This is a genomic window from Streptomyces albiaxialis (genome assembly GCF_039530985.1).
Classification (GTDB): Bacteria; Actinomycetota; Actinomycetes; order Streptomycetales; family Streptomycetaceae; genus Streptomyces; species Streptomyces albiaxialis.
In genome coordinates this window covers 117820-138011 of the sequence record NZ_BAAAPE010000029.1, presented here as the reverse complement: position 1 = coordinate 138011, position 20192 = coordinate 117820, and the positions used below count along the sequence as shown (strand labels likewise).

Below are 20192 nucleotides of genomic sequence, written 5' to 3'. Positions count from 1 at the left end.
GGGGGTGCGCCGGTATGTCTTCCGCGCTCCTCCGGTGCGCCCCGGCCACCGTGTGCGCCCTCCGGTGCCCCGGGGCAGGACAGGCGGCCGTACCATGCCCGGCATGGCGAAATCACCCGTCCTCACGCCCCGTTCGGAGGACTTCCCGCGCTGGTATCAAGAGCTGGTCGGCAAGGCGGAGCTGGCCGAGAACGGCCCGGTGCGCGGCACGATGGTGATCCGACCGTACGGCTACGCCATCTGGGAACGGATGCAGCAGGGCATGGACGCCCGCATCAAGGACGCGGGGGCACAGAACGCGTACTTCCCCCTCCTCATCCCGCAGTCCTACATGACGAAGGAAGCGGAGCACGTCGAGGGCTTCTCGCCCGAGCTGGCCGTCGTCACCCACGGCGGCGGCAAAGAGCTGGAGGAGCCCGCGGTCATCCGCCCCACCTCCGAGACGATCATCAACGACCACTTCTCCCGGTGGATCCAGAGCTACCGGGACCTTCCCCTGCTGATCAACCAGTGGGCCAACGTCGTCCGCTGGGAGATGCGCCCCCGCCTCTTCCTGCGCACCTCCGAGTTCCTCTGGCAGGAGGGCCACACCGCGCACGCGACCTACGAGGAGGCGCGCGACTTCGCGGCGCGCATCCACCGCCGCGTTTACGAGGACTTCATGACAGAAGTCCTCGCCATCGACGTCGTCCCCGGCCGCAAGACCGCCCGCGAACGGTTCGCGGGCGCCCTCAACACGCTCACCCTCGAAGCGATGATGGGCGACGGCAAGGCCCTCCAGATGGGCACCAGTCACGAGCTGGGCCAGAACTTCGCCCGCGCCTTCGGCACCCGGTACCTCTCCCGCGAGGGCGGCCGCGAATACGTCTGGCAGACCTCCTGGGGCAGCACCACCCGCATGGTCGGCGCGATGGTCATGGCCCACGGCGACGACGACGGCCTCCGTCTGCCGCCCCGCCTCGCCCCCGTCCAGGCCGTCGTGCTCGCCGTCAAGGGCGACGAGGCCGTGCTCGCCAAGGTCCGCGAGGTCACCGACGCGCTGCGCGCCGCCGGGATCCGCGCCCAGGCAGACGACAGGACCGACACCCCCTTCGGCCGCCGCGCCGTCGACTGGGAACTCAAGGGCGTCCCCGTACGTATCGAGATCGGGCCCCGTGACCTGGAGCGCGAGCCCGAGCACGGCGGCACCGCGATGCTCGTGCGGCGCGTGCGGGGCGGCAAGGAGCCGGTCCGCGCCGACGCGCTCCCCGGCCTCCTCCCGGACCTGCTGGAGGAGGAACAGGGCCTGCTGCTGCGGCAGTCCAGGGAGCTGCGCGAGAGCCGCACGAGCGACGTGCGTACGATCGAGGAGGCCGCCGAGGCGGCGACCGCCGGGGGCTGGGCCCGTATCCCGTGGTCCGTGCTCGGCCCGGAGGGCGAGGAGAAGCTCGCCGAGCGGTCGGTGACCGTGCGCTGCCTGGTCGCCGAGGACGGCACCGTCCCGGAGACGGACGACGCGCCGGGGAACCTGGCAGTGGTCGCCCGCGCCTACTGAGACAGGGGCGCCCGGACTACGACAGAGGGACTATCTGGCGATACGTCCCGGCTTGAGACGGGTGTGCGGGTTCTCCTCAGATCTGCGCACCCGCCCTCGTCCAGACCCATCAGTGTGAACTGACTGGTACGTGCAAATTATTTGGGATGCCCTGGAATCGGAACACTGGGGCACTCCTGCTCGTTGGGAACGACGTGAGCACGACACCACCAGTTCTCGCCGCCGAACTGGCAGCCGCCTGGGCCGACATTCAACGGCACCATCCCGAGCTGCCAGATCTGGCCGCGCCCGAATCACTGATCGGAGAGTCGTCGTCCGCCTGTGGCGCTGGTCTCTCCTTCGAGCGGCTGCTCCACGAGGCGGTCCACGGAATCGCCGCGGCGCGCGGTGTCCGGGACACCTCGCGTGCCGGCCGCTATCACAACCGACGCTTCCTGGCGATCGCCGAGGAGCTGGGTCTGGACCACCCGGAGGAGCCGCACCCCAGCAGCGGCTTCTCCCTGGTGGTCCTCACCCCCGACACGAGAAGGCGTTACCGGCCCACGATCGAGCGCCTCCAGCGCGCCCTGAAGGCGTACAGCGCCGCCACCGAGACCGACACCGGCCGCAGCTTCCGCGGGCCCGCCGCGCGGCACGGCTCCTCCGGGGGAGGCGTCCGGGTCAAGGCCGTCTGCGACTGCGGGCGCAACGTCCGCGTCGTCCCCTCCGTCCTGGCGCAGGCGCCGATCATGTGCGGCGCCTGCGGCAAGCAGTTCCGCATCCCCGTCGACCCCGTCGACCCGATCGAGACCAAGAGCAAGCCGACCGCGGAACCCGTCGCGGCGGTCGGCTGACACGCACCGGCGGCGTCCTCGCGTGTGCGCTCCCTCCAGGGCCGGGCCTCCGGGCGCGGCCCCCGGGAGGGAGGCGGGGGCGCGGTTCGGCAGGCACCCACGCGTGTGGCATCATGGACGGCTGAACTCGACAGCCGCACAGGACCCCTCTCTCCTCCGGCTGACGCGTCCATCGGACACCCCGGGCACCGCAACCCCACGCGGGGCCGCGTCGTGTCCACCCACGTCAAGACCAGGAGACACCACACCCGTGGCAGTCAAGATCAAGCTGAAGCGTCTGGGCAAGATCCGTTCGCCTCACTACCGCATCATCGTCGCCGACTCCCGCACGCGCCGTGACGGCCGTGCCATCGAGGAGATCGGCCTGTACCACCCGGTGCAGAACCCCTCGCGCATCGAGGTCGACTCGGAGCGCGTGCAGTACTGGCTGAGTGTCGGCGCGCAGCCGACCGAGCCGGTCGCGGCCATCCTCAAGGTCACCGGTGACTGGCAGAAGTTCAAGGGCCTCCCGGCCCCGGAGCCGATGAAGGTCGCCGAGCCGAAGGCCGACAAGAAGGTCCTCTTCGAGGCCGCCGCCAAGGAGTCCGGCGACGAGCCGAAGGGTGAGGCCATCACCCCGAAGGCGAAGAAGTCCGAGAAGAAGGCGGACGAGGGCGACAAGGCCGCCTCGTCGGCGTCCTCCGAGTCGACCGAGGCGTGAGGATGCTCGAGGAGGCCCTCGAGCACCTGGTGAAGGGCATTGTCGACCACCCCGACGAGGTGCAGATCGCTTCCCGCAATCTGCGCCGCGGACGCGTGCTGGAGGTCCGGGTCCACCCCGACGACCTCGGCAAGGTGATCGGGCGCAACGGCCGCACGGCCCGCGCCCTCCGCACCGTCGTGGGTGCCCTCGGCGGCCGTGGAGTCCGTGTCGACCTCGTCGACGTGGACCAGGTCCGCTGAAGCCGAAGCGCACCACGCAGCACCGGCACGGGCCGGGGACGGCGATTCCGCCGACCCCGGCCCGTCGTCGCGTCCACGGGCACCCTCCCGGTGCCCCCTCTCCCCACGGGCAGCACAGACCGAGCACGGAGTAGCAACAGTGCAGCTAGTCGTCGCGCGCATCGGCCGCGCTCACGGAATCAAGGGTGAGGTCACCGTCGAGGTCAGGACGGACGAGCCCGAACTGCGCCTCGGCCCCGGCGCCGTCCTCACCACCGACCCCTCCTCCGCGGGTCCGCTCACCATCGAGAGCGGCCGGGTCCACAGCGGGCGCCTCCTGCTGCGCTTCGAGGGCGTCCGCGACCGCACCGCCGCCGAGGCCCTGCGCAACACCCTCCTCGTCGCCGAGGTCGATCCCGAGGAGCGGCCCGAGGACCCCGAGGAGTTCTACGACCACCAGCTCGCCGACCTCGACGTGGTCACCCGCGACGGCACGTCCGTCGGCCGTATCGAGGAGGTCGCCCACCCGCCGGGCCAGGACCTGCTCGTGGTCCGCCGCGAGGGCGGCGGCGAGGTGCTCATCCCCTTCGTCACCGAGATCGTGCCGGAGGTCGACCTGGAGGCGCAGCGCGTCGTCATCGACCCGCCCCCCGGCCTCCTCGACGAGAACGAGTCCCTGTGAAGCGCCGGACGGGCCGGCGGACGAGGCGGCGGAGGCAGCGGTGAGACTCGACATCGTCACGATCTTCCCCGAGTACCTGGAGCCCCTGAACGTCTCCCTCGTGGGCAAGGCACGCGCCCGCGGCGACCTCGACGTCCGCGTCCACGACCTGCGCGCCTGGACCCACGACCGGCACCACACGGTCGACGACACCCCCTACGGCGGCGGCCCGGGCATGGTCATGAAGCCCGACCCCTGGGGCGAGGCCCTCGACGCCGTACTGGAGTCCGGGGCCGACGGTCCGGACGTCGGAGAGCCCGTCCTCGTCGTCCCCACGCCCAGCGGACGCCCCTTCACCCAGGAGCTGGCCGTCGAGCTGTCCGGCAAGCCCTGGCTCGTCTTCACGCCCGCCCGCTACGAGGGCATCGACCGCCGCGTCATCGACGCGTACGCCGAGCGCCTCGACGTGCGCGAGGTCTCCATCGGCGACTACGTGCTGGCCGGGGGAGAGGCCCCCGTCCTCGTCATGGTCGAGGCCATCGCGCGCCTGCTGCCCGGCGTCCTGGGCAACGCCGAGTCCCACCGCGACGACTCCTTCGCGCCCGGCGCCATGGCCGACCTCCTGGAAGGCCCCGTCTACACCAAGCCGCCCGAGTGGCGCGGCCGCGGCATCCCCGAGGTGCTGGTGAGCGGCCACCACGGGAAGATCGCCCGCTGGCGCCGCGACCAGGCCCTCGCCCGTACGACCGCGCACCGGCCCGACCTGATCGCGCGCTGCGACCCGGACGCCTTCGACAAGCACGACCGCGCCGCCCTGGAGGAGCTGGGCTGGCGGCAGGGAACGGACGGCCGATTTTGGCTGTCCGGGGAGGCCGTGGAAGAATAGGCCGCTGCCTCACGTCCGGCGCGCGACCCTGCCACAGGGGGACCAACGCCCGCACGGAGTGGCGGCTCCCGAATCATCATCACGATCATTCCGCTGATGACCTGTGGCATCAGCGAGGAAAGCAGACGGACATGTCTCACCTTCTCGACAGCGTCGACGCGGCCTCCCTGCGGAGCGACGTCCCGGCCTTCCGCCCGGGCGACACCGTCAACGTGCACGTGCGCGTCATCGAGGGCAACCGCTCTCGTGTCCAGCAGTTCAAGGGCGTCTGCATCCGCCGCCAGGGCGCCGGCGTCCGCGAGACCTTCACGGTCCGCAAGGTCAGCTTCAGCGTCGGCGTCGAGCGCACCTTCCCGGTGCACACCCCGATCGTCGAGAAGATCGAGGTCGTGACCCGCGGTGACGTCCGCCGCGCCAAGCTCTACTACCTCCGTGACCTGCGCGGCAAGGCCGCGAAGATCAAGGAGAAGCGCGAGAGCTGATCTCTCGCCGCGTCCGTTCCGCCGCCGGTTAGGCTTCGGCTCGATGGACACGGACGCACAGCACGACGAACCGGAGCGCGACCGCTCTCCCGACCCCGAAGAGGGGAGGAAGGGCCGGTCGCGCTCCTTTCGTGTCGGCGTCGGTGCCGCCGTGCTGGTCGGGGTCCTCTTGCTGACCAGCGCCTTTGTGGTGCAGCCTTTTCTGATTCCGAGCTCTTCGATGGAGCCGACCCTGCGCGTCGGCGACCGGGTCATGGTGAACAAGCTCGCCTACCGGTTCGGCAACCTTCCGGAGCGCGGAGACGTTGTGGTCTTTGACGGCACCGGCAATTTCGCGGGGGAAGAGGGTTCCGGCGGGAACCCCGTGACCGCTCTCCTGCGCAAGGCCGGAGCCGTGACCGGCCTGGTCGAGCCCGCCGAGTCGGACTATGTGAAGCGCGTGATCGGCGTGGGCGGCGACCGGGTGAGCTGCTGCGACAAGCGGGGGAGGATCGAGGTGAACGGTGAGCCGGTGGACGAGGCCTATCTGCACCCCGGAGACACACCTTCCGCCGTTCCCTTCGAGACGGAGGTCCCGAGCGGGCGGCTGTGGGTGATGGGCGACCACCGCTCCATGTCGAGCGACTCCCGCGACCATCTGGGCGAGCCGGGCGGCGGCACCGTTCCCGTCGACCACGTCATCGGCCGTGCCGACTGGATCGGCTGGCCCTTCGGCCGCCTGGGCTCGGTGCGCCATGGCTGACCGCCGCGGTCAGCGGCCCGGAGACCGTCAGGGCCCGCCCGGACCCCCCGGCCCGGGCCCCCGACCGCCCCGCCGGTACGACTACGGCGTCCCGAGCGAGTACGAGGACCAGGCGTCCTACGAGGCGCCGTACGGGGCATCGGCCGGCCCCGTTCCGCAGCAGCCGGATTACGGCTACGGGGAGCAGCCGTACGGGAGCAACGGCGCGTACGGAGCGAGCGACCAGAACGGGCCGAACGGCCAGAACGGCCAGAACGGCCACGGGGCCTACAGCGGGACCGGGACGTACAGCGGGACCGGAGCGTACAACGGCAACGGGACGTACAACGGCAACGGCCGCCCGTACGACTACAACGGCGGGTACGACTACAGCGAGCCCTTCGATTACTCCGCGCCTCCTCCGGGACCTCAGGCCTATCCGCCGCAGCCGCGTCCGTACGGGCGGCAGCCGGGGCCCGTTGCGCCCGTTGCGCCCGTACCGGACATGCCGGAGGTGGCGGCGGAGCCGGAGCCGGGACCGGAGCCGCTGTCCGGTCCGGAGCCTGAGGCCGGGGGCGAGGACGGGGACGGGGAGGAGACCGGCGCCGGGCGGCGTACGCTGCGCGGGCCCGGTCAGGGGCGGGCCGCCCGGCGGCGGGCCGCGAAGCGGATCAAGCGCCGCCGGAGGCTCTCGGCGACCAAGGAGATACCGATCCTCATCGGGGTCGCACTCCTGATCGCGCTGGTGCTCAAGACGTTCCTCGTGCAGGCGTTCGTGATCCCGTCCGGCTCGATGGAACAGACCATCAAGATCGGCGACCGGGTGCTGGTCGACAAGCTCACGCCGTGGTTCGGCTCGAAGCCGGAGCGCGGCGACGTGGTCGTCTTCAAGGACCCGGGCGGCTGGCTGGAGAAGGAGAAGAAAAAGAAGGAAGATCCGCCCATCGGCATCAAGCAGGGCAAGGAATTCCTGACCTTCATAGGCCTGCTGCCCTCCGACGACGAGCAGGACCTGATCAAGCGGGTCGTCGGGGTCGGCGGCGACACGGTGCGATGCTGCGACAAGCAGGGCCGGGTGACGGTGAACGGCGAGCCCCTGGAGGAGCCGTACCTGCATCCGGGGAACAAGCCTTCGCAGCTCAAGTTCAAGGTGCAGGTCCCCATCGGTCGGGTATTCGTGATGGGTGACCACAGGTCGAACTCGGCCGACTCCCGCTATCACCTGCGGGAGCCGGACAAGGGGACGATTCCTGAGGATCTCGTCGTCGGTCGCGCGGTCGTGATCGCATGGCCGTTCGGGCACTGGCGACGTCTGGAAGAACCCGAGACATATGCTTCGGTACCGGATGCGCGCGGCGCGCCCGCCTCGGCGTCCGGCGCCAGTAACAATCCAGTGGTGCGACTCCCGTTCTCTGCGGAACTCCCGCTCGTTATGGGAGTGGTGGGCCTGTACCGGCTCTCGGACAGGCGGCAGCGCAGTGTGAGGAGTGGATGTGGGGGACTTGGCGGTTGGCGCACGGTCCGGTTCCGGCGATCCGGAGGACGAGCGTCCCGGAGGACGGGGCGGAGCGAGCGACAAGGAGCCGCCCGCCGTGAACAGAGCGGCCGATGGCGGGCCCGCCGGGACCGACGGGGAGGGAGCGGCCGCCATGACCTCCCGTAGCAGCGGCGCGGGCAAGAACAAGAAGCAGCGTTCCTTCTGGAAGGAACTGCCCATCCTGATCGGCATCGCGCTGATCCTGGCGCTGCTGATCAAAACGTTCCTGGTGCAGGCGTTCTCCATCCCGTCCGACTCGATGCAGAACACCCTGCAGCGGGGCGACAGGGTGCTCGTCGACAAGCTCACGCCGTGGTTCGGGTCCACCCCGGAGCGCGGCGAGGTCATCGTCTTCCACGACCCGGGCGGCTGGCTCCCGGAGGCGCAGATCGAGGAGAACGTCGTCCAGAAGGCGCTCAGCTTCATCGGCCTGATGCCCTCGGCCAACGAGAAGGACCTGATCAAGCGCGTGATCGCGGTCGGCGGCGACACCGTCGAGTGCAAGGAGAACGGCAAGGTCAAGGTCAACGGCACGGCCCTGGACGAGTCCTCGTACCTCTACCCGGGCAACACGCCCTGCGGCGACAAGCCGTTCGGGCCGCTGAAGGTGCCGGACGGGAAGCTGTGGGTCATGGGCGACCACCGTCAGGACTCGCTCGACTCGCGGTACCACCAGAACCAGCAGGGCGGCGGTTTCGTGCCCGAGCAGCAGGTCGTCGGCCGCGCCATCGTCAAGGCCTGGCCGATCAACCGCTGGGGCACGCTGCCGGTGCCGGACACCTTCGACCAGAAGGGGCTCTCGGCCCACGCGGCCGCCGCCGCGCCCGGGGCGCTCGGCCTGGCCGGTGCCGTCCCGCTGGTGCTGTGGCGGCGCAGGCGCCTGATCGCCAAGGACTCCGTCGTGACCGCCGGTCAGGAGACCGGCAAGGGCTGACGCCGTCGGGTACCCACGGGTAGGGTGCGCGCAGATCTTCGGGGCCCCGCTTCGCCGGGGCCCCGGGAGTGTGACGGACGACCCGGGAGTGCGGTGCGGCGATGAGCGAGGCAGGACGTGGCGGCGAGGGCCACGGCCGTCTGGGCGGAATACTGTCCGGGGTGGCCGTGGCCCTCGGCTGTGTGCTCTTCCTGGGCGGCTTCGTCTGGGGAGCCGTGCTCTACCAGCCGTACACGGTGCCGACCGACTCCATGCACCCCACCGTGAAGTCCGGGGACCGCGTCCTGGCCGAACGTACGGACGGCGACACGGTCCGGCGCGGCGACGTCGTCGTCTTCCAGGACAAGGTGTGGGGCGCCTCGCCCATGGTCAAGCGCGTGGTCGGCGTCGGCGGGGACAAGGTCGCCTGCTGCGACAAGGCGGGCAGGCTGACCGTCGACGGCAAGCCCGTCGACGAACCGTATCTGCGTTCGACGGGCAAGGACGGGCAGCGGGCCTTCGAGCCGACGACCATCCCCCGCGGGAAGCTCTTCCTGCTCGGCGACAACCGCCTGGAGTCCCTGGACTCCCGCGTCCACCTCAAGGACGCCGACGGCGGCGCCGTGCCCCGCTCCGCCGTGAAGGCCCGTGTCGACGCCGTCGCCTGGCCGATGAGCGGATCCGGGATGCTGCCCGAGCCGCCGGGCTTCGCCGCGCTGCCGGGCGGAACCTCGGATCCAGGGCCGCTCCGCCCCCTCGTGATCGCGATCGTGACGGGCGCCGTCCTCATCCTCGGCGGTGCCGCGTACGGACCGATCGCGCGGCGCATGTCATCTTCGGCCCGGGACCGGGCAGGGTGACGCACAATAGGGGGACGCACGGCTGAAGGGGAACATGCCATGAGTGCCGAGGACCTCGAAAAGTACGAGACCGAGATGGAGCTCAAGCTCTACCGGGAGTACCGAGATGTCGTCGGGCTGTTCAAGTACGTGATCGAGACCGATCGCCGCTTCTACCTCACCAATGACTATGAGATGCAGGTCCACTCGGTCCAGGGTGAGGTCTTCTTCGAGGTCTCCATGGCGGATGCGTGGGTGTGGGACATGTACAGGCCCGCACGGTTCGTCAAGCAGGTACGCGTGCTCACTTTCAAGGACGTGAACATCGAGGAGCTCAACAAGAGCGACCTCGACCTCCCCGAGGACTCGGGCTTCAAGGGGTGAGCTGAGCTCCGGCTTCGCGGGAAGAGCTCTGCCTCTCAGAGGGGATCCGGTCTTTTGGGGTAGGGCCCTGCCCTTCAGGGGTGAGAAGCGCCCTGCTCCGGCTCCCGGGGTCCGGTGTGTTCACCCGTGAGGGTGAGCGAGTTATCCACAGGAGCGGGGTTTTCCCCGGAAATCACGCCGATCCCCGCGCCGCCTCCCGGCCCGGCACAGTCGATGCCGGAGGTGGTGCGGATGAACGCCCGAGTGGCAATCGGCCGCTATGGAGAAGACCTGGCCGCACGCCGGCTGCGTGAAGAGGGCATGGCCGTCCTCGTGAGGAACTGGCGATGCGCCGAAGGAGAGATCGACCTCATCGCGCGCGACGCCGACGCGCTCGCCGTCTGCGAGGTCAAGACACGCCGCGCGAGCCGCCACGGCGTGTTCGAGCATCCCATGGCGGCCCTGTCGCCCAGCAAGACCGCGCGCCTGCGCCGCCTCGCCGCCCGCTGGCTCAGCGATCACTGGCTCATGCGGTACGGGCGGCTCCCTCCCGGAGGAGTCCGCATCGACCTTGTCGGTGTCCTGCTCCCGGAGCGCGGGGCACCCCTGATCCAGCACGTACGGGGAGTGGGCTGATGGGATTCGCACGCACCTGCGCCGTGGCGCTCATCGGGGTCGACGGCGTCCTCGTGGAGGTCCAGGCCGACCTGGAGCCGGGCGTCACCGCTTTCACCCTCGTGGGCCTGCCCGACAAGAGCCTGACCGAGAGCCGCGACAGAGTCCGCGCGGCCATCGTGAACTCCGGCGTGGCCTGGCCCCAGAAGAAGCTCACCGTAGGCCTCAGCCCCGCCTCCGTCCCCAAGGGCGGCAGCGGCTTCGACATCGCCGTGGCCTGCGCCATCCTCGCCGCCGCCGAGCGCGTCGACCCCAGAGAGATCGCCGGGCTCACGATGATCGGCGAGGTCGGCCTCGACGGCAGCGTCCGCCCCGTGCGCGGCGTCCTCCCCGCCGTCCTCGCCGCTGCCGACGCCGGATACAAGCGCGTCGTCGTCCCCGAGCAGGCCGCTCCCGAGGCCTCCCTCGTGCCCGACGTCACCGTCCTCGGCGTCCGGAGCCTGCGCCAGCTCATCGCCCTCCTCGCCGACGAACCCGTCCCCGAGGAGGAGACCCCGCAGGACGGCGAGCCCCCGGCCCCGTTCCTCGCCGGGCTCCCCGCCCTCCCCGACGCCGCCCCGGGCCTCATCGGCATGCCGGGGAACGAACACGTGGCCGACCTCGCCGACGTGGCCGGGCAGACCCGCGCCCGCCGCGCCCTGGAGATCGCCGCCGCCGGACGGCACCACCTCTTCTTCGAAGGCCCGCCCGGAGCAGGCAAGACCATGCTCGCCGAGCGTCTCCCCGGGCTGCTCCCCGACCTCACCCCACAGGAATCCCTGGAGGTCACCGCCGTCCACTCCGTCGCCGGAGCCCTGCCGCCTGGCCAGCCCCTCGTCAGCCGGCCGCCGTACTGCGCCCCGCACCACTCGGCCACCATGGCCGCCCTCGTCGGCGGCGGCAGCGGCCTGCCCCGCCCCGGCGCGGTCTCCCTCGCCCACCACGGGGTGCTCTTCCTGGACGAAGCCGCGGAGTGCGCCACACGCGTCCTCGACGCGCTGCGGCAGCCGCTCGAATCCGGCAGCATCGTCGTCGCCCGCGCCGCCGGGATGATGCGCATGCCGGCTCGCTTCCTCCTCGTCCTCGCCGCCAACCCCTGCCCCTGCGGGCTGTACGGCGGCCCCGGCGGCGAATGCGAGTGCAGGCCCGCCTCCGTCCGGCGCTACCACGCCAGACTCTCCGGCCCCCTCCTGGACCGCGTGGACCTGCGCGTCGGCGTCGAGCCCTTGGCCCGCCACGAGCTCTTCGCCAACGGAGGCCGCTCCGAGAGCACCGCTCAGGCCGCCGAGCGCGTCCGCGAAGCACGGGAAAGAGCCGCGGCACGCTTCCTGGGCACCCCCTGGAGCACCAACAGCGAGGTCCCCGGCCACGAGCTCCGCACCCGCTATCCGGCCCTCCCCGGAGCGCTCGGCGAAGCCGAGGCGGACCTGGAGTGCGGCAGGCTCACCGCCCGCGGCCTCGACCGCGTCCTCCGCGTCGCCTGGACCGTCGCCGACCTCGCGGGCCACGATCGCCCCAACCACGAGGACGTCGGCTTCGCGCTGGAGCTCCGCACAGGCGTCCGCCGAGGAGCCCTCCAGGGAGACTTCGCATGAGCGCGACCACCGGCCCGCCCGCCGACGCCCAACCGCCCTTGCCGGAACGGGACCCCGGGCCGGGGCGGGGACCGGATTCGGGGGAGAGGCCGGGTCCGGACCGGCGACCGGGAGGACGGCCGGACCGGCAACCGGGAGGGCGACCAGACCGGTCGACGGAGCGTCGGCCAGAACGCCGACCGGGACCGGGCGCAGGCCGTCCTGGGCCGGCACGGGGAGCTGGCCCTGGGACGAGCCCTGAGCCGGGAACGGAGGCGGAGGCGGGTCCTGGACCGGGACCGGCGCCGCGACCAGGAACGGGACCGGAGACGGTACCGGGGCCGGAGACGGGTGGGAGCGGCCCGGACGCGGAGCGTCACGCCAGGGCGGCGCTCACCAGGATCGCCGACCCCGGCGACCAGCGGATGGGCGAGTGGCTGGAGAAGTACGGGCCGCACGAGATCCTCGCCGCGCTCGCCTCCGACGGCCCGGCCCTCCCCGGCGCCGGCGCGCAGCGATGGGCGGGCCTCCGCCTCCGGGCCGAAGAAGCCCACCCCGCCACGGACCTCGCCCGGGCCCAGGAGAGAGGAGGCCGCTTCCTCTGCCCCGGTGACCCGGAATGGCCCTGTCAGCTCGACGACCTGGGCACTGCCAAGCCGTTCGGCCTGTGGGTGCGCGGCACCCCGTCCTTGCGCTACTGGTCCCTGCGCTCCGTCGCCGTCGTCGGCGCCCGCGCCTGCACGGATTACGGCGCGCACACCGCGGCCCATCTCGGCGCCGACCTCGCCGAACGGGGCTGGACCGTCGTCTCCGGCGCCGCGCACGGCATCGACGGCTCCGCACACCGGGGCGCCATGGCCGTGCACGGCCCCACCGTCGGCGTCCTCGCCTGCGGCGTCGACATGGCCTATCCGCCCGGCCACCGCGAACTCATCGAACGCCTCGCGGAACGCGCCCTCCTGATTGCCGAGCTCCCGCCTGGAGACCACCCCACCCGCAGCAGATTCGTTCTCAGGAACCGAGTGATCGCCGCACTCACCCGCGGCACCGTGGTCGTCGAGGCGGCGCTGCGCAGCGGGTCCCTCGTGACCGCCCGCCACGCCCAGCGACTCGGCCGCCACACCATGGGCGTCCCCGGCCCCGTGACCTCCGGCCTCTCCGCCGGCGTGCACGAACTGCTGCGCGGAGAGGCCGCCCTGGTCACCGACGCCGCCGAGATCATCGAACTCGTCGGCACCATGGGCGAGCTGGCACCGGACCGCCGTGGACCGGCCGTCGCACGCGACCTGTTGAGCGGCGAGACCGCCCGCGTCCTGGAGGCGCTGCCCGCCCGCGGTCCCGTCACCGTCGAGCGGCTGTCCCGCGCCGCGTGCACTCCACCCGCCCTCGCCCTCGCGCGGCTCCATGAGCTGCGGGCCCTCGGATTCGTCGAACGGGAGGGCGACGGCTGGCAGTTGATCCGGTCACCTGACCGACACTCCATCGGGTGATGAGGCGGTCCTTGACCTGGGGCTATCGAGTGAAAGGCTGAGCCATGTGCACCCACCCGCCGCTCGGCACCCTCCGGTGCCGCCGTGCACGTGGTCACCCACACCGCACCAGCACCCCGGGTGGAGCACCTGCCACCGCATGTCGGAACGATCACCCGGTCGCACATTGCGATGCCGCAGTCACGTTACGCTCACACCATCTCTCAATGAGACGCACGGCCTCCCATCCCTACAGGCACACCTACAGACCACCATCCAGCAGAACGGCTCAAGGCGACCCATGCCTCAGCACATCCCAGGGCCTGACCGCACGGCCACCGCCGCAGCAACGACCGCCGTCGACGACGCTGCGCCCAGGACCGCGCCCAGCACACTGGAAGAGCTCTGGCGGTCGTACAAGGGAACGGGTGACGGCAGGCTGCGCGAGCAACTGATCCTGCACTACTCACCCCTGGTCAAGTACGTCGCGGGCCGCGTCAGCGTCGGTCTCCCCGCCAACGTGGAGCAGGCCGACTTCGTCTCGTCCGGAATCTTCGGGCTGATCGACGCCATCGAGAAGTTCGACCCCGAGCGCTCCATCAAGTTCGAGACCTACGCCATCACCCGTATCCGCGGGGCCATGATCGACGAACTCCGCGCCCTGGACTGGATCCCCCGCTCCGTCCGCCAGAAGGCCCGCGCCGTCGAACGCGCCTACGCCACCCTGGAGGCCAAGCTCCGCCGCAGCCCCTCCGAGGCCGAGGTCGCCGCGGAGATGGACATCCCCCTCGAAGAACTGCACGGCGTCTTCAGCCAGTTGTCCCTCGCCAACGTCGTCGCCCTCGAAGAGCTGCTCCACGTGGGCGGCGAAGGCGGCGACCGGCTCAGCCTGATGGACACCCTTGAGGACACCGCCGCCGACAACCCCGTAGAGATCGCCGAGGACCGCGAGCTGCGCCGCCTCCTCGCCCGCGCCATCAACACCCTCCCGGACAGGGAGAAGACGGTGGTCACCCTCTACTACTACGAGGGCCTCACCCTCGCCGAGATCGGCCAGGTGCTGGGCGTCACCGAGAGCCGCGTCAGCCAGATCCACACCAAGTCCGTCCTCCAGCTCCGGGCCAAGATGGCCGACGTCGGACGCTGACACGGAGGCCCGTATCGCTGAATCGGTCCTGCCGATCGGGCCTGCCCGTATGACGATGAGCCTCACCTCCGTAAGCTAGAGGTGTGCCCAGGATTCGAGCGGCCTCCGTGGCCGAGCACCGGACCATGCAGCGCGCGGCCCTGCTGGACGCCGCCAGGTCACTCCTGTCCGAAGGCGGAACGGAGGCCCTGACCTTCCCCGCCCTCGCACAGCGCACGGGCCTCGCGCGCTCCTCCGTCTACGAGTACTTCCGCTCGCGCGCCGCGGTCGTCGAGGAACTGTGCGCCGTCGACTTCCCCGTCTGGGCTGCCGAGGTCGAGGCCGCCATGGCCGAGGCCCCGACGCCGGAGGCGAAGGTCGAGGCATACGTCCGTCGGCAGCTCGCTCTCGTCGGCGACCGGCGCCACCGCGCCGTCGTCGCGATCTCCGCGGGCGAGCTGGACGCGGGCGCCCGCGAGCGCATCCGCGCCGCCCATGGCGGCCTGATCGCGATGGTCGTCGAAGCCCTCGCCGATCTCGGCCATGAACAGCCGCGGCTTGCCGCGATGCTGCTCCAGGGCGTCGTCGACTCCGCGGTCCGCCGGATCGAGCTCGGTGCTGCCGAGGACCCCGAACAGATCGCGGACGCCGCCGCGGCCATGGCCCTGCGCGGCGTCCAGGGCTGAGCCCCGAGGGGCGGCGCGACAAGTCCGACGGGACCGGCATGTGCGACAGGTCCGAGGGGCCCGCGCCACCATGAGCAGCTAGCCCCCGCCCCGGGGCTCGTCGGGCGCGATGCCGCCCGCCAGGCGCGCGCCGGAGCAGGCGACGGTGAGCCCAGGCCGCCGTGAGCGCCAGGAGCAGCGCGCCCCCGGCCGCGACCACGCCCGTCCCCGTACCGCCAGTGCCCGCGGACCGTCCGGCGGGGGCACCCATCCGTTCCGGCCGGGCGATCACGCGGCCCCGTGCCCCGCCCTCCGGGAACGGCACCCCGAACACCGGCAGCAGCCGTGACGGCCCGCCGCCCAGCAGCGCGGCGGGAAGCAGCGACAGCGGATCGAGATAGCGCTCACCCCGCAGCAGGCCCCAGTGCAGGCACCGCATACGGCCCGGGCAGTGCCCGGCGCCACCGGCGGGCCGCGCGGCCGTCAGTGTGCCGACCACCTCCCCGGCGGCCACCCGTTCACCCTTGCGGACCGAGGCCCGCACCGGCTCGTACGTGAGGCGCAGCGGAGGCCGCCCCGTGCCCGTCAGCGTGATCGCGACCACCCCGCGGCCCGCGACCTTCCCCGCGAACGAAACCCGCCCCGGCGCCGCCGCCCGCACCCGCTGACCGACCCGCGCCGCCAGGTCGACGCCCCGGTGCCCGGCCTGCCACGGCTCGGGCGGCGGCTCCCAGGCCCGTACGACGAGGGGACGGCGGGCACCGGAGTCGCCGGCCACAGGCCACGCGCGTCCCCCGCCCCCTCCCCCCACCCCTCCCTCCTCCTCCGCCTCTCGTTCCGGCTCCGGTCGGGGAGCTCCCGCACCCGGTGTGTTGGGGAGCCGGGGGCCGGGTGCGGGAGCGTCTTGGTGGGCCGTCGGCCCTGGTGCACCGGTTCCGGCGCCCGCCGCGTCGGCTCCGGGTCCTGTGCTGCCGGTGATCACCGTGGGTGCGAGGGCGACGAGGGTGATCGTGAGGGCTGCCAGGAGGCGGGGGCGGGGCCGGTGGCGGCGGGGTGTGTGGCGGTGCATGGGAAGACTGTCGTGGGGATTGTCGGGGGAGGGGGATCATGGGGGTTTTCTGTGGGTAACTCGCGGGTTGTGGACAAAGGCGTCACTCGTGCGAGGGGGGTGGGGTGCGTCGTGGGGCGGGCCCGGGGCGTCCGTGGCCACCCCGTGGGACACGGCCTGCCGTCCGGGTCCCGTACACTCTTGGTGCGGCCCGGGTGACCGGGCTGACTTCGCACGCCCCGCCACCCTCACCCGGTGGCCGCGCATCTCGGTCCTCGGAGCGGCTGGTCAGACGGTTCTGACGGCACTCCCGGGCAGCGCGCCAGGGGCGTCAGGCAAGCGGTGGCCGTCCGGCCGCCGCTGATGACAACCGAGTAGTTCAAGGAGAACGGCCATGGCCGTCGTCACGATGCGGGAGCTGCTGGAGAGCGGCGTCCACTTCGGGCACCAGACCCGCCGCTGGAACCCGAAGATGAAGCGCTTCATCTTCACCGAGCGCAATGGCATCTACATCATCGACCTGCTCCAGTCGCTGTCGTACATCGACCGCGCCTACGAGTTCGTCAAGGAGACCGTCGCGCACGGCGGCTCGATCATGTTCGTCGGCACCAAGAAGCAGGCCCAGGAGGCCATCGCCGAGCAGGCCACTCGCGTGGGCATGCCCTACGTGAACCAGCGCTGGCTCGGCGGCATGCTGACCAACTTCTCGACGGTCTACAAGCGTCTGCAGCGCCTCAAGGAGCTTGAGCAGATCGACTTCGAGGACGTGGCCGCTTCCGGTCTGACCAAGAAGGAGCTGCTGGTCCTCTCCCGCGAGAAGGCGAAGCTGGAGAAGACCCTCGGCGGTATCCGCGAGATGCAGAAGGTGCCGAGCGCCGTCTGGATCGTGGACACCAAGAAGGAGCACATCGCCGTCGGTGAGGCGCGCAAGCTCAACATCCCGGTCGTCGCGATCCTCGACACCAACTGCGACCCGGACGAGGTCGACTACAAGATCCCGGGCAACGACGACGCGATCCGCTCCGTCACCCTGCTCACCCGCGTGATCGCCGACGCCGTGGCGGAGGGCCTCATCGCCCGTTCGTCCGGTGGCTCGGGCGAGGGCAAGGGCGAGAAGGCGTCCGGCGAGCCGCTGGCCGAGTGGGAGCGCGAGCTCCTGGAGGGCGAGAAGGCGGAGAAGGCCGAGACCGCCGAGCGTCCCGCCGAGGCCGCCGAGGTCAAGGACGAGGCCGCCGCCGAGGCCGAGGTGCAGACCTCCGCCGAGACCGAGAAGGCCGCGGACGCCGAGCAGGCCGACGAGAAGCCCGCCGCCGAGGCCTGATCCGTCAGCCCGTTCGGGCAGAGGTTTCACGGTGATACGGCGGGGGCCGGGAGCCCCCGCCGTACGCCCGTGAAGCGCCTCGGTCTGTCGCAGACCGAACCCACCTCATCGACTTTTCGAGAAGAGATTCACAGACCATGGCGAACTACTCCGCCGCCGACGTCAAGAAGCTCCGGGAGCTCACCGGCGCCGGCATGATGGACTGCAAGAAGGCGCTGGACGAGGCCGAGGGCAACGTCGACAAGGCCGTCGAGATCCTGCGCGTCAAGGGCCAGAAGGGCGTCGCCAAGCGCGAGAGCCGCACGGCCGAGAACGGCGCGGTCGTCGTCCGTATCACCGACGACAGCACCGCCGGTGTGCTCGTCGAGCTGAAGTGCGAGACCGACTTCGTCGCCAAGGGCGACAAGTTCGTCACCGTCGCCGAGGCCATCGCCGCGCACGTCGAGGCGACCTCCCCGGCCGACATCGACGCGCTGCTGGCCTCGGAGATCGAGTCCGGCAAGACCGTCCAGGCCTACGTCGACGAGGCCAACGCGAGCCTCGGCGAGAAGATCGTGCTGGACCGCTTCGCGCAGTTCTCCGGCGCGTACGTCGGCTCGTACCTGCACCGCACCAGCCCGGACCTGCCGCCGCAGGTCGGCGTGCTGGTCGAGCTGGACAAGGCCGACGCGGACATCGCCAAGGACGTCGCGCAGCACATCGCCGCGTTCGCGCCGAAGTACCTGTCCGAGGACGAGGTTCCGGCCGATGTCGTCGCCAACGAGCGCCGTATCGCCGAGGAGACGGCGAAGGAGGAGGGCAAGCCGGAGGCCGCCCTTCCGAAGATCGTCGAGGGCCGCGTGAAGGGCTTCTTCAAGGAGAACACCCTTCTCGACCAGCCGTTCGCCAAGGACAACAAGAAGTCCGTCCAGAAGGTCCTGGACGAGGCCGGTGTCACGCTGAAGCGCTTCGCCCGCTTCCGCGTCGGCGCCTGACGGCCCCCCTGACGTATCCCGCAGGCCGGTTCCGTACACGGGAACCGGCACGGGCCCGATAGGGTCGGGCACAGGGCAGTTGTGACGAGGAGGCCATTGCCGCGATGGGAACCCGCGAGGATCCGACGGCAGTGGCCTCCTTCGTATGTGCACGAGGAGATCTCCATGAGCAATGACACCGACAAAGACGGCGACCGTCGGCGGCGCTTTCTGCTGAAGCTCTCCGGCGAGGCGTTCGCCGGAGGCGGCGGACTCGGTGTCGACCCCGACGTCGTGCACAAAGTGGCCCGGGAGATCGCCTCGGTCGTCCAGGACGGCTACGAGGTGGCCGTGGTCATCGGCGGCGGCAACTTCTTCCGCGGCGCCGAGCTCCAGCAGCGGGGCATGGACCGGGCACGGTCCGACTACATGGGCATGCTCGGCACGGTGATGAACTGCCTGGCGCTCCAGGACTTCCTGGAGAAGGAGGGCATCGACTCCCGCGTGCAGACCGCCATCACCATGGGCCAGGTCGCGGAGCCGTACATCCCGCTGCGCGCCGTGCGGCACCTGGAGAAGGGCCGCGTGGTGATCTTCGGTGCGGGCATGGGCATGCCGTACTTCTCCACCGACACGACGGCGGCCCAGCGCGCGCTGGAGATCAACGCCGAAGTGATGCTGATGGGCAAGAACGGCGTCGACGGTGTCTACGACTCCGACCCCGCGCACAACGCGGCGGCCGTGAAGTTCGACGCGCTGGGGTACGACGAGGTCATCACCCGGGACCTCAAGGTCGCCGACATGACGGCGATCACCCTGTGCCGCGACAACAAGCTGCCGATCCTCGTCTTCGAGCTGCTGGCCGAAGGCAATATCGCGCGGGCGGTCAAGGGTGAGAAGATCGGCACCCTGGTCAGCAACCAGGGGACCCGGGACTGACCCGGTACGGGGATGGACAACAGCCTGCCGGTCGGACACCGTGCAGGAATCAGGGCACTGCGGGGGCCGGAGCCGTGCCGTGGCGCGGTTGGCCGCGTCACTGCCCCGGATGAAGCAGTCAGGCTCATTCATCGAACCAGGAGCACGTGGTGATCGAAGAGACCCTCCTCGAAGCCGAGGAAAAGATGGAGAAGGCGGTCGTCGTCGCCAAGGAGGACTTCGCCGCTATTCGCACCGGCCGTGCGCACCCGGCGATGTTCAACAAGATCGTGGCGGACTACTACGGCGCGCTCACGCCCATCAACCAGTTGGCGTCGTTCTCGGTGCCGGAGCCCCGGATGGCGGTGGTGACTCCGTTCGACAAGAGCGCGCTGCGCAACATCGAGCAGGCCATCCGCGACTCCGACCTGGGCGTGAACCCGTCGAACGACGGCCACATCATCCGGGTGGTCTTCCCGGAGCTGACCGAGGAGCGCCGCAGGGAGTTCATCAAGGTCGCCAAGACCAAGGGTGAGGACGCGAAGATCTCGATCCGCAGCGTCCGCCGCAAGGCCAAGGAGACCCTGGACAAGGCCATCAAGGACGGCGAGGTCGGCGAGGACGAGGGCCGGCGCGGCGAGAAGGAGCTGGACGACACCACCGCGAAGTACGTCGCGCAGGTGGACGAGCTGCTCAAGCACAAGGAATCCGAGCTGCTCGAAGTCTGACGGGCCCCGAAGCCCGAGCGTCCCCCCGTCCACGATCCGAGGTCCA

General features: G+C 71.0%; 21 protein-coding genes and 1 pseudogene. 21 read left to right on the top strand and 1 reads right to left on the bottom strand.

Features of this window, described 5'->3' with window-relative positions; all coding sequences use genetic code 11:
• The first annotated feature begins 103 nt into the window (after positions 1-103).
• The 17 genes from proS to ABD343_RS39530 all read left to right on the top strand — a co-directional run bounded on the left by proS (position 104) and on the right by ABD343_RS39530 (position 15199).
• Positions 104-1534 carry a proline--tRNA ligase gene (gene proS / locus ABD343_RS39610; RefSeq protein WP_344535620.1) on the top strand — a complete coding sequence of 477 codons (1431 nt, stop codon included), beginning with the start codon at positions 104-106 and terminating at the stop codon, positions 1532-1534.
• A gap of 194 nt (positions 1535-1728) precedes the next feature.
• Positions 1729-2367 carry a hypothetical protein gene (locus ABD343_RS39605; protein WP_344535619.1) on the top strand — a complete coding sequence of 213 codons (639 nt, stop codon included), beginning with the start codon at positions 1729-1731 and terminating at the stop codon, positions 2365-2367.
• Between the two features lie 250 nt (positions 2368-2617).
• On the top strand, positions 2618-3067 hold the full coding sequence (gene rpsP / locus ABD343_RS39600) for a 30S ribosomal protein S16 (protein WP_344535617.1): 450 nt from the start codon (positions 2618-2620) through the stop codon (positions 3065-3067).
• 2 nt (positions 3068-3069) lie between these two features.
• Positions 3070-3309 (top strand): RNA-binding protein, encoded by a 240-nt coding sequence (locus tag ABD343_RS39595; protein WP_209237778.1) that lies wholly within the window; start codon positions 3070-3072, stop codon positions 3307-3309.
• Positions 3310-3448: 139 nt separating this feature from the next.
• Entirely contained in the window at positions 3449-3970 is a 522-nt protein-coding gene (gene rimM, locus ABD343_RS39590) for a ribosome maturation factor RimM (protein ID WP_344535616.1), read from the top strand.
• Between the two features lie 40 nt (positions 3971-4010).
• Positions 4011-4835, top strand: a complete 825-nt coding sequence (gene trmD / locus ABD343_RS39585) for a tRNA (guanosine(37)-N1)-methyltransferase TrmD (RefSeq protein ID WP_344535614.1) — start codon at positions 4011-4013, stop codon at positions 4833-4835.
• Between the two features lie 131 nt (positions 4836-4966).
• Positions 4967-5317: a 50S ribosomal protein L19 gene (rplS, locus tag ABD343_RS39580; RefSeq protein ID WP_165302731.1), complete on the top strand. Its 351-nt coding sequence runs from the start codon at positions 4967-4969 to the stop codon at positions 5315-5317.
• A gap of 43 nt (positions 5318-5360) precedes the next feature.
• Positions 5361-6059, top strand: a complete 699-nt coding sequence (gene lepB / locus ABD343_RS39575; RefSeq protein ID WP_344535612.1) for a signal peptidase I — start codon at positions 5361-5363, stop codon at positions 6057-6059.
• A 484-nt stretch (positions 6060-6543) separates the two neighbouring features.
• Positions 6544-7701 (top strand): signal peptidase I, encoded by a 1158-nt coding sequence (lepB, locus tag ABD343_RS39570; protein ID WP_425578381.1) that lies wholly within the window; start codon positions 6544-6546, stop codon positions 7699-7701.
• Positions 7688-8509, top strand: a complete 822-nt coding sequence (gene lepB / locus ABD343_RS39565) for a signal peptidase I (RefSeq protein ID WP_344535611.1) — start codon at positions 7688-7690, stop codon at positions 8507-8509. Before lepB (ABD343_RS39570) ends, lepB (ABD343_RS39565) begins: the two co-directional genes overlap by 14 nt.
• A gap of 101 nt (positions 8510-8610) precedes the next feature.
• Positions 8611-9348, top strand: a complete 738-nt coding sequence (gene lepB / locus ABD343_RS39560) for a signal peptidase I (protein ID WP_344535609.1) — start codon at positions 8611-8613, stop codon at positions 9346-9348.
• A 39-nt stretch (positions 9349-9387) separates the two neighbouring features.
• Positions 9388-9711, top strand: coding sequence for a DUF2469 domain-containing protein (locus tag ABD343_RS39555; protein ID WP_184776282.1), 324 nt, complete (start codon positions 9388-9390; stop codon positions 9709-9711).
• A 231-nt stretch (positions 9712-9942) separates the two neighbouring features.
• On the top strand, positions 9943-10326 hold the full coding sequence (locus ABD343_RS39550) for a YraN family protein (RefSeq protein WP_344535606.1): 384 nt from the start codon (positions 9943-9945) through the stop codon (positions 10324-10326).
• On the top strand, positions 10326-11939 hold the full coding sequence (locus tag ABD343_RS39545; protein WP_344535605.1) for a YifB family Mg chelatase-like AAA ATPase: 1614 nt from the start codon (positions 10326-10328) through the stop codon (positions 11937-11939). Before ABD343_RS39550 ends, ABD343_RS39545 begins: the two co-directional genes overlap by 1 nt.
• A 404-nt stretch (positions 11940-12343) precedes the next feature.
• A complete protein-coding gene (dprA, locus tag ABD343_RS39540) occupies positions 12344-13408 on the top strand; it encodes a DNA-processing protein DprA (RefSeq protein WP_425578377.1) in 1065 nt (354 codons plus the stop codon).
• 280 nt (positions 13409-13688) lie between these two features.
• Entirely contained in the window at positions 13689-14534 is an 846-nt protein-coding gene (gene whiG / locus ABD343_RS39535; protein ID WP_344535604.1) for an RNA polymerase sigma factor WhiG, read from the top strand.
• 107 nt (positions 14535-14641) lie between these two features.
• Positions 14642-15199: a TetR/AcrR family transcriptional regulator gene (locus ABD343_RS39530; RefSeq protein WP_344535635.1), complete on the top strand. Its 558-nt coding sequence runs from the start codon at positions 14642-14644 to the stop codon at positions 15197-15199.
• A gap of 427 nt (positions 15200-15626) precedes the next feature.
• Here the strand turns inward: ABD343_RS39530 and ABD343_RS41090 are convergent.
• Positions 15627-16247: pseudogene (locus tag ABD343_RS41090) on the bottom strand (peptidoglycan DD-metalloendopeptidase family protein); the annotation flags it as partial.
• Between the two features lie 373 nt (positions 16248-16620).
• Here ABD343_RS41090 and rpsB point away from each other — a divergent pair.
• The 4 genes from rpsB (at position 16621) to frr (ending at position 20146) form a co-directional block, all read left to right on the top strand.
• Positions 16621-17547 carry a 30S ribosomal protein S2 gene (gene rpsB / locus ABD343_RS39520; RefSeq protein ID WP_344535603.1) on the top strand — a complete coding sequence of 309 codons (927 nt, stop codon included), beginning with the start codon at positions 16621-16623 and terminating at the stop codon, positions 17545-17547.
• A 137-nt stretch (positions 17548-17684) separates the two neighbouring features.
• Complete coding sequence (gene tsf / locus ABD343_RS39515) at positions 17685-18521, top strand: translation elongation factor Ts (protein ID WP_344535602.1); 837 nt, start codon at positions 17685-17687, stop codon at positions 18519-18521.
• Positions 18522-18686: 165 nt separating this feature from the next.
• On the top strand, positions 18687-19439 hold the full coding sequence (gene pyrH, locus ABD343_RS39510) for a UMP kinase (protein ID WP_344535601.1): 753 nt from the start codon (positions 18687-18689) through the stop codon (positions 19437-19439).
• 149 nt (positions 19440-19588) lie between these two features.
• A complete protein-coding gene (frr, locus tag ABD343_RS39505; RefSeq protein ID WP_344535600.1) occupies positions 19589-20146 on the top strand; it encodes a ribosome recycling factor in 558 nt (185 codons plus the stop codon).
• The last annotated feature ends 46 nt before the right edge of the window (positions 20147-20192 follow it).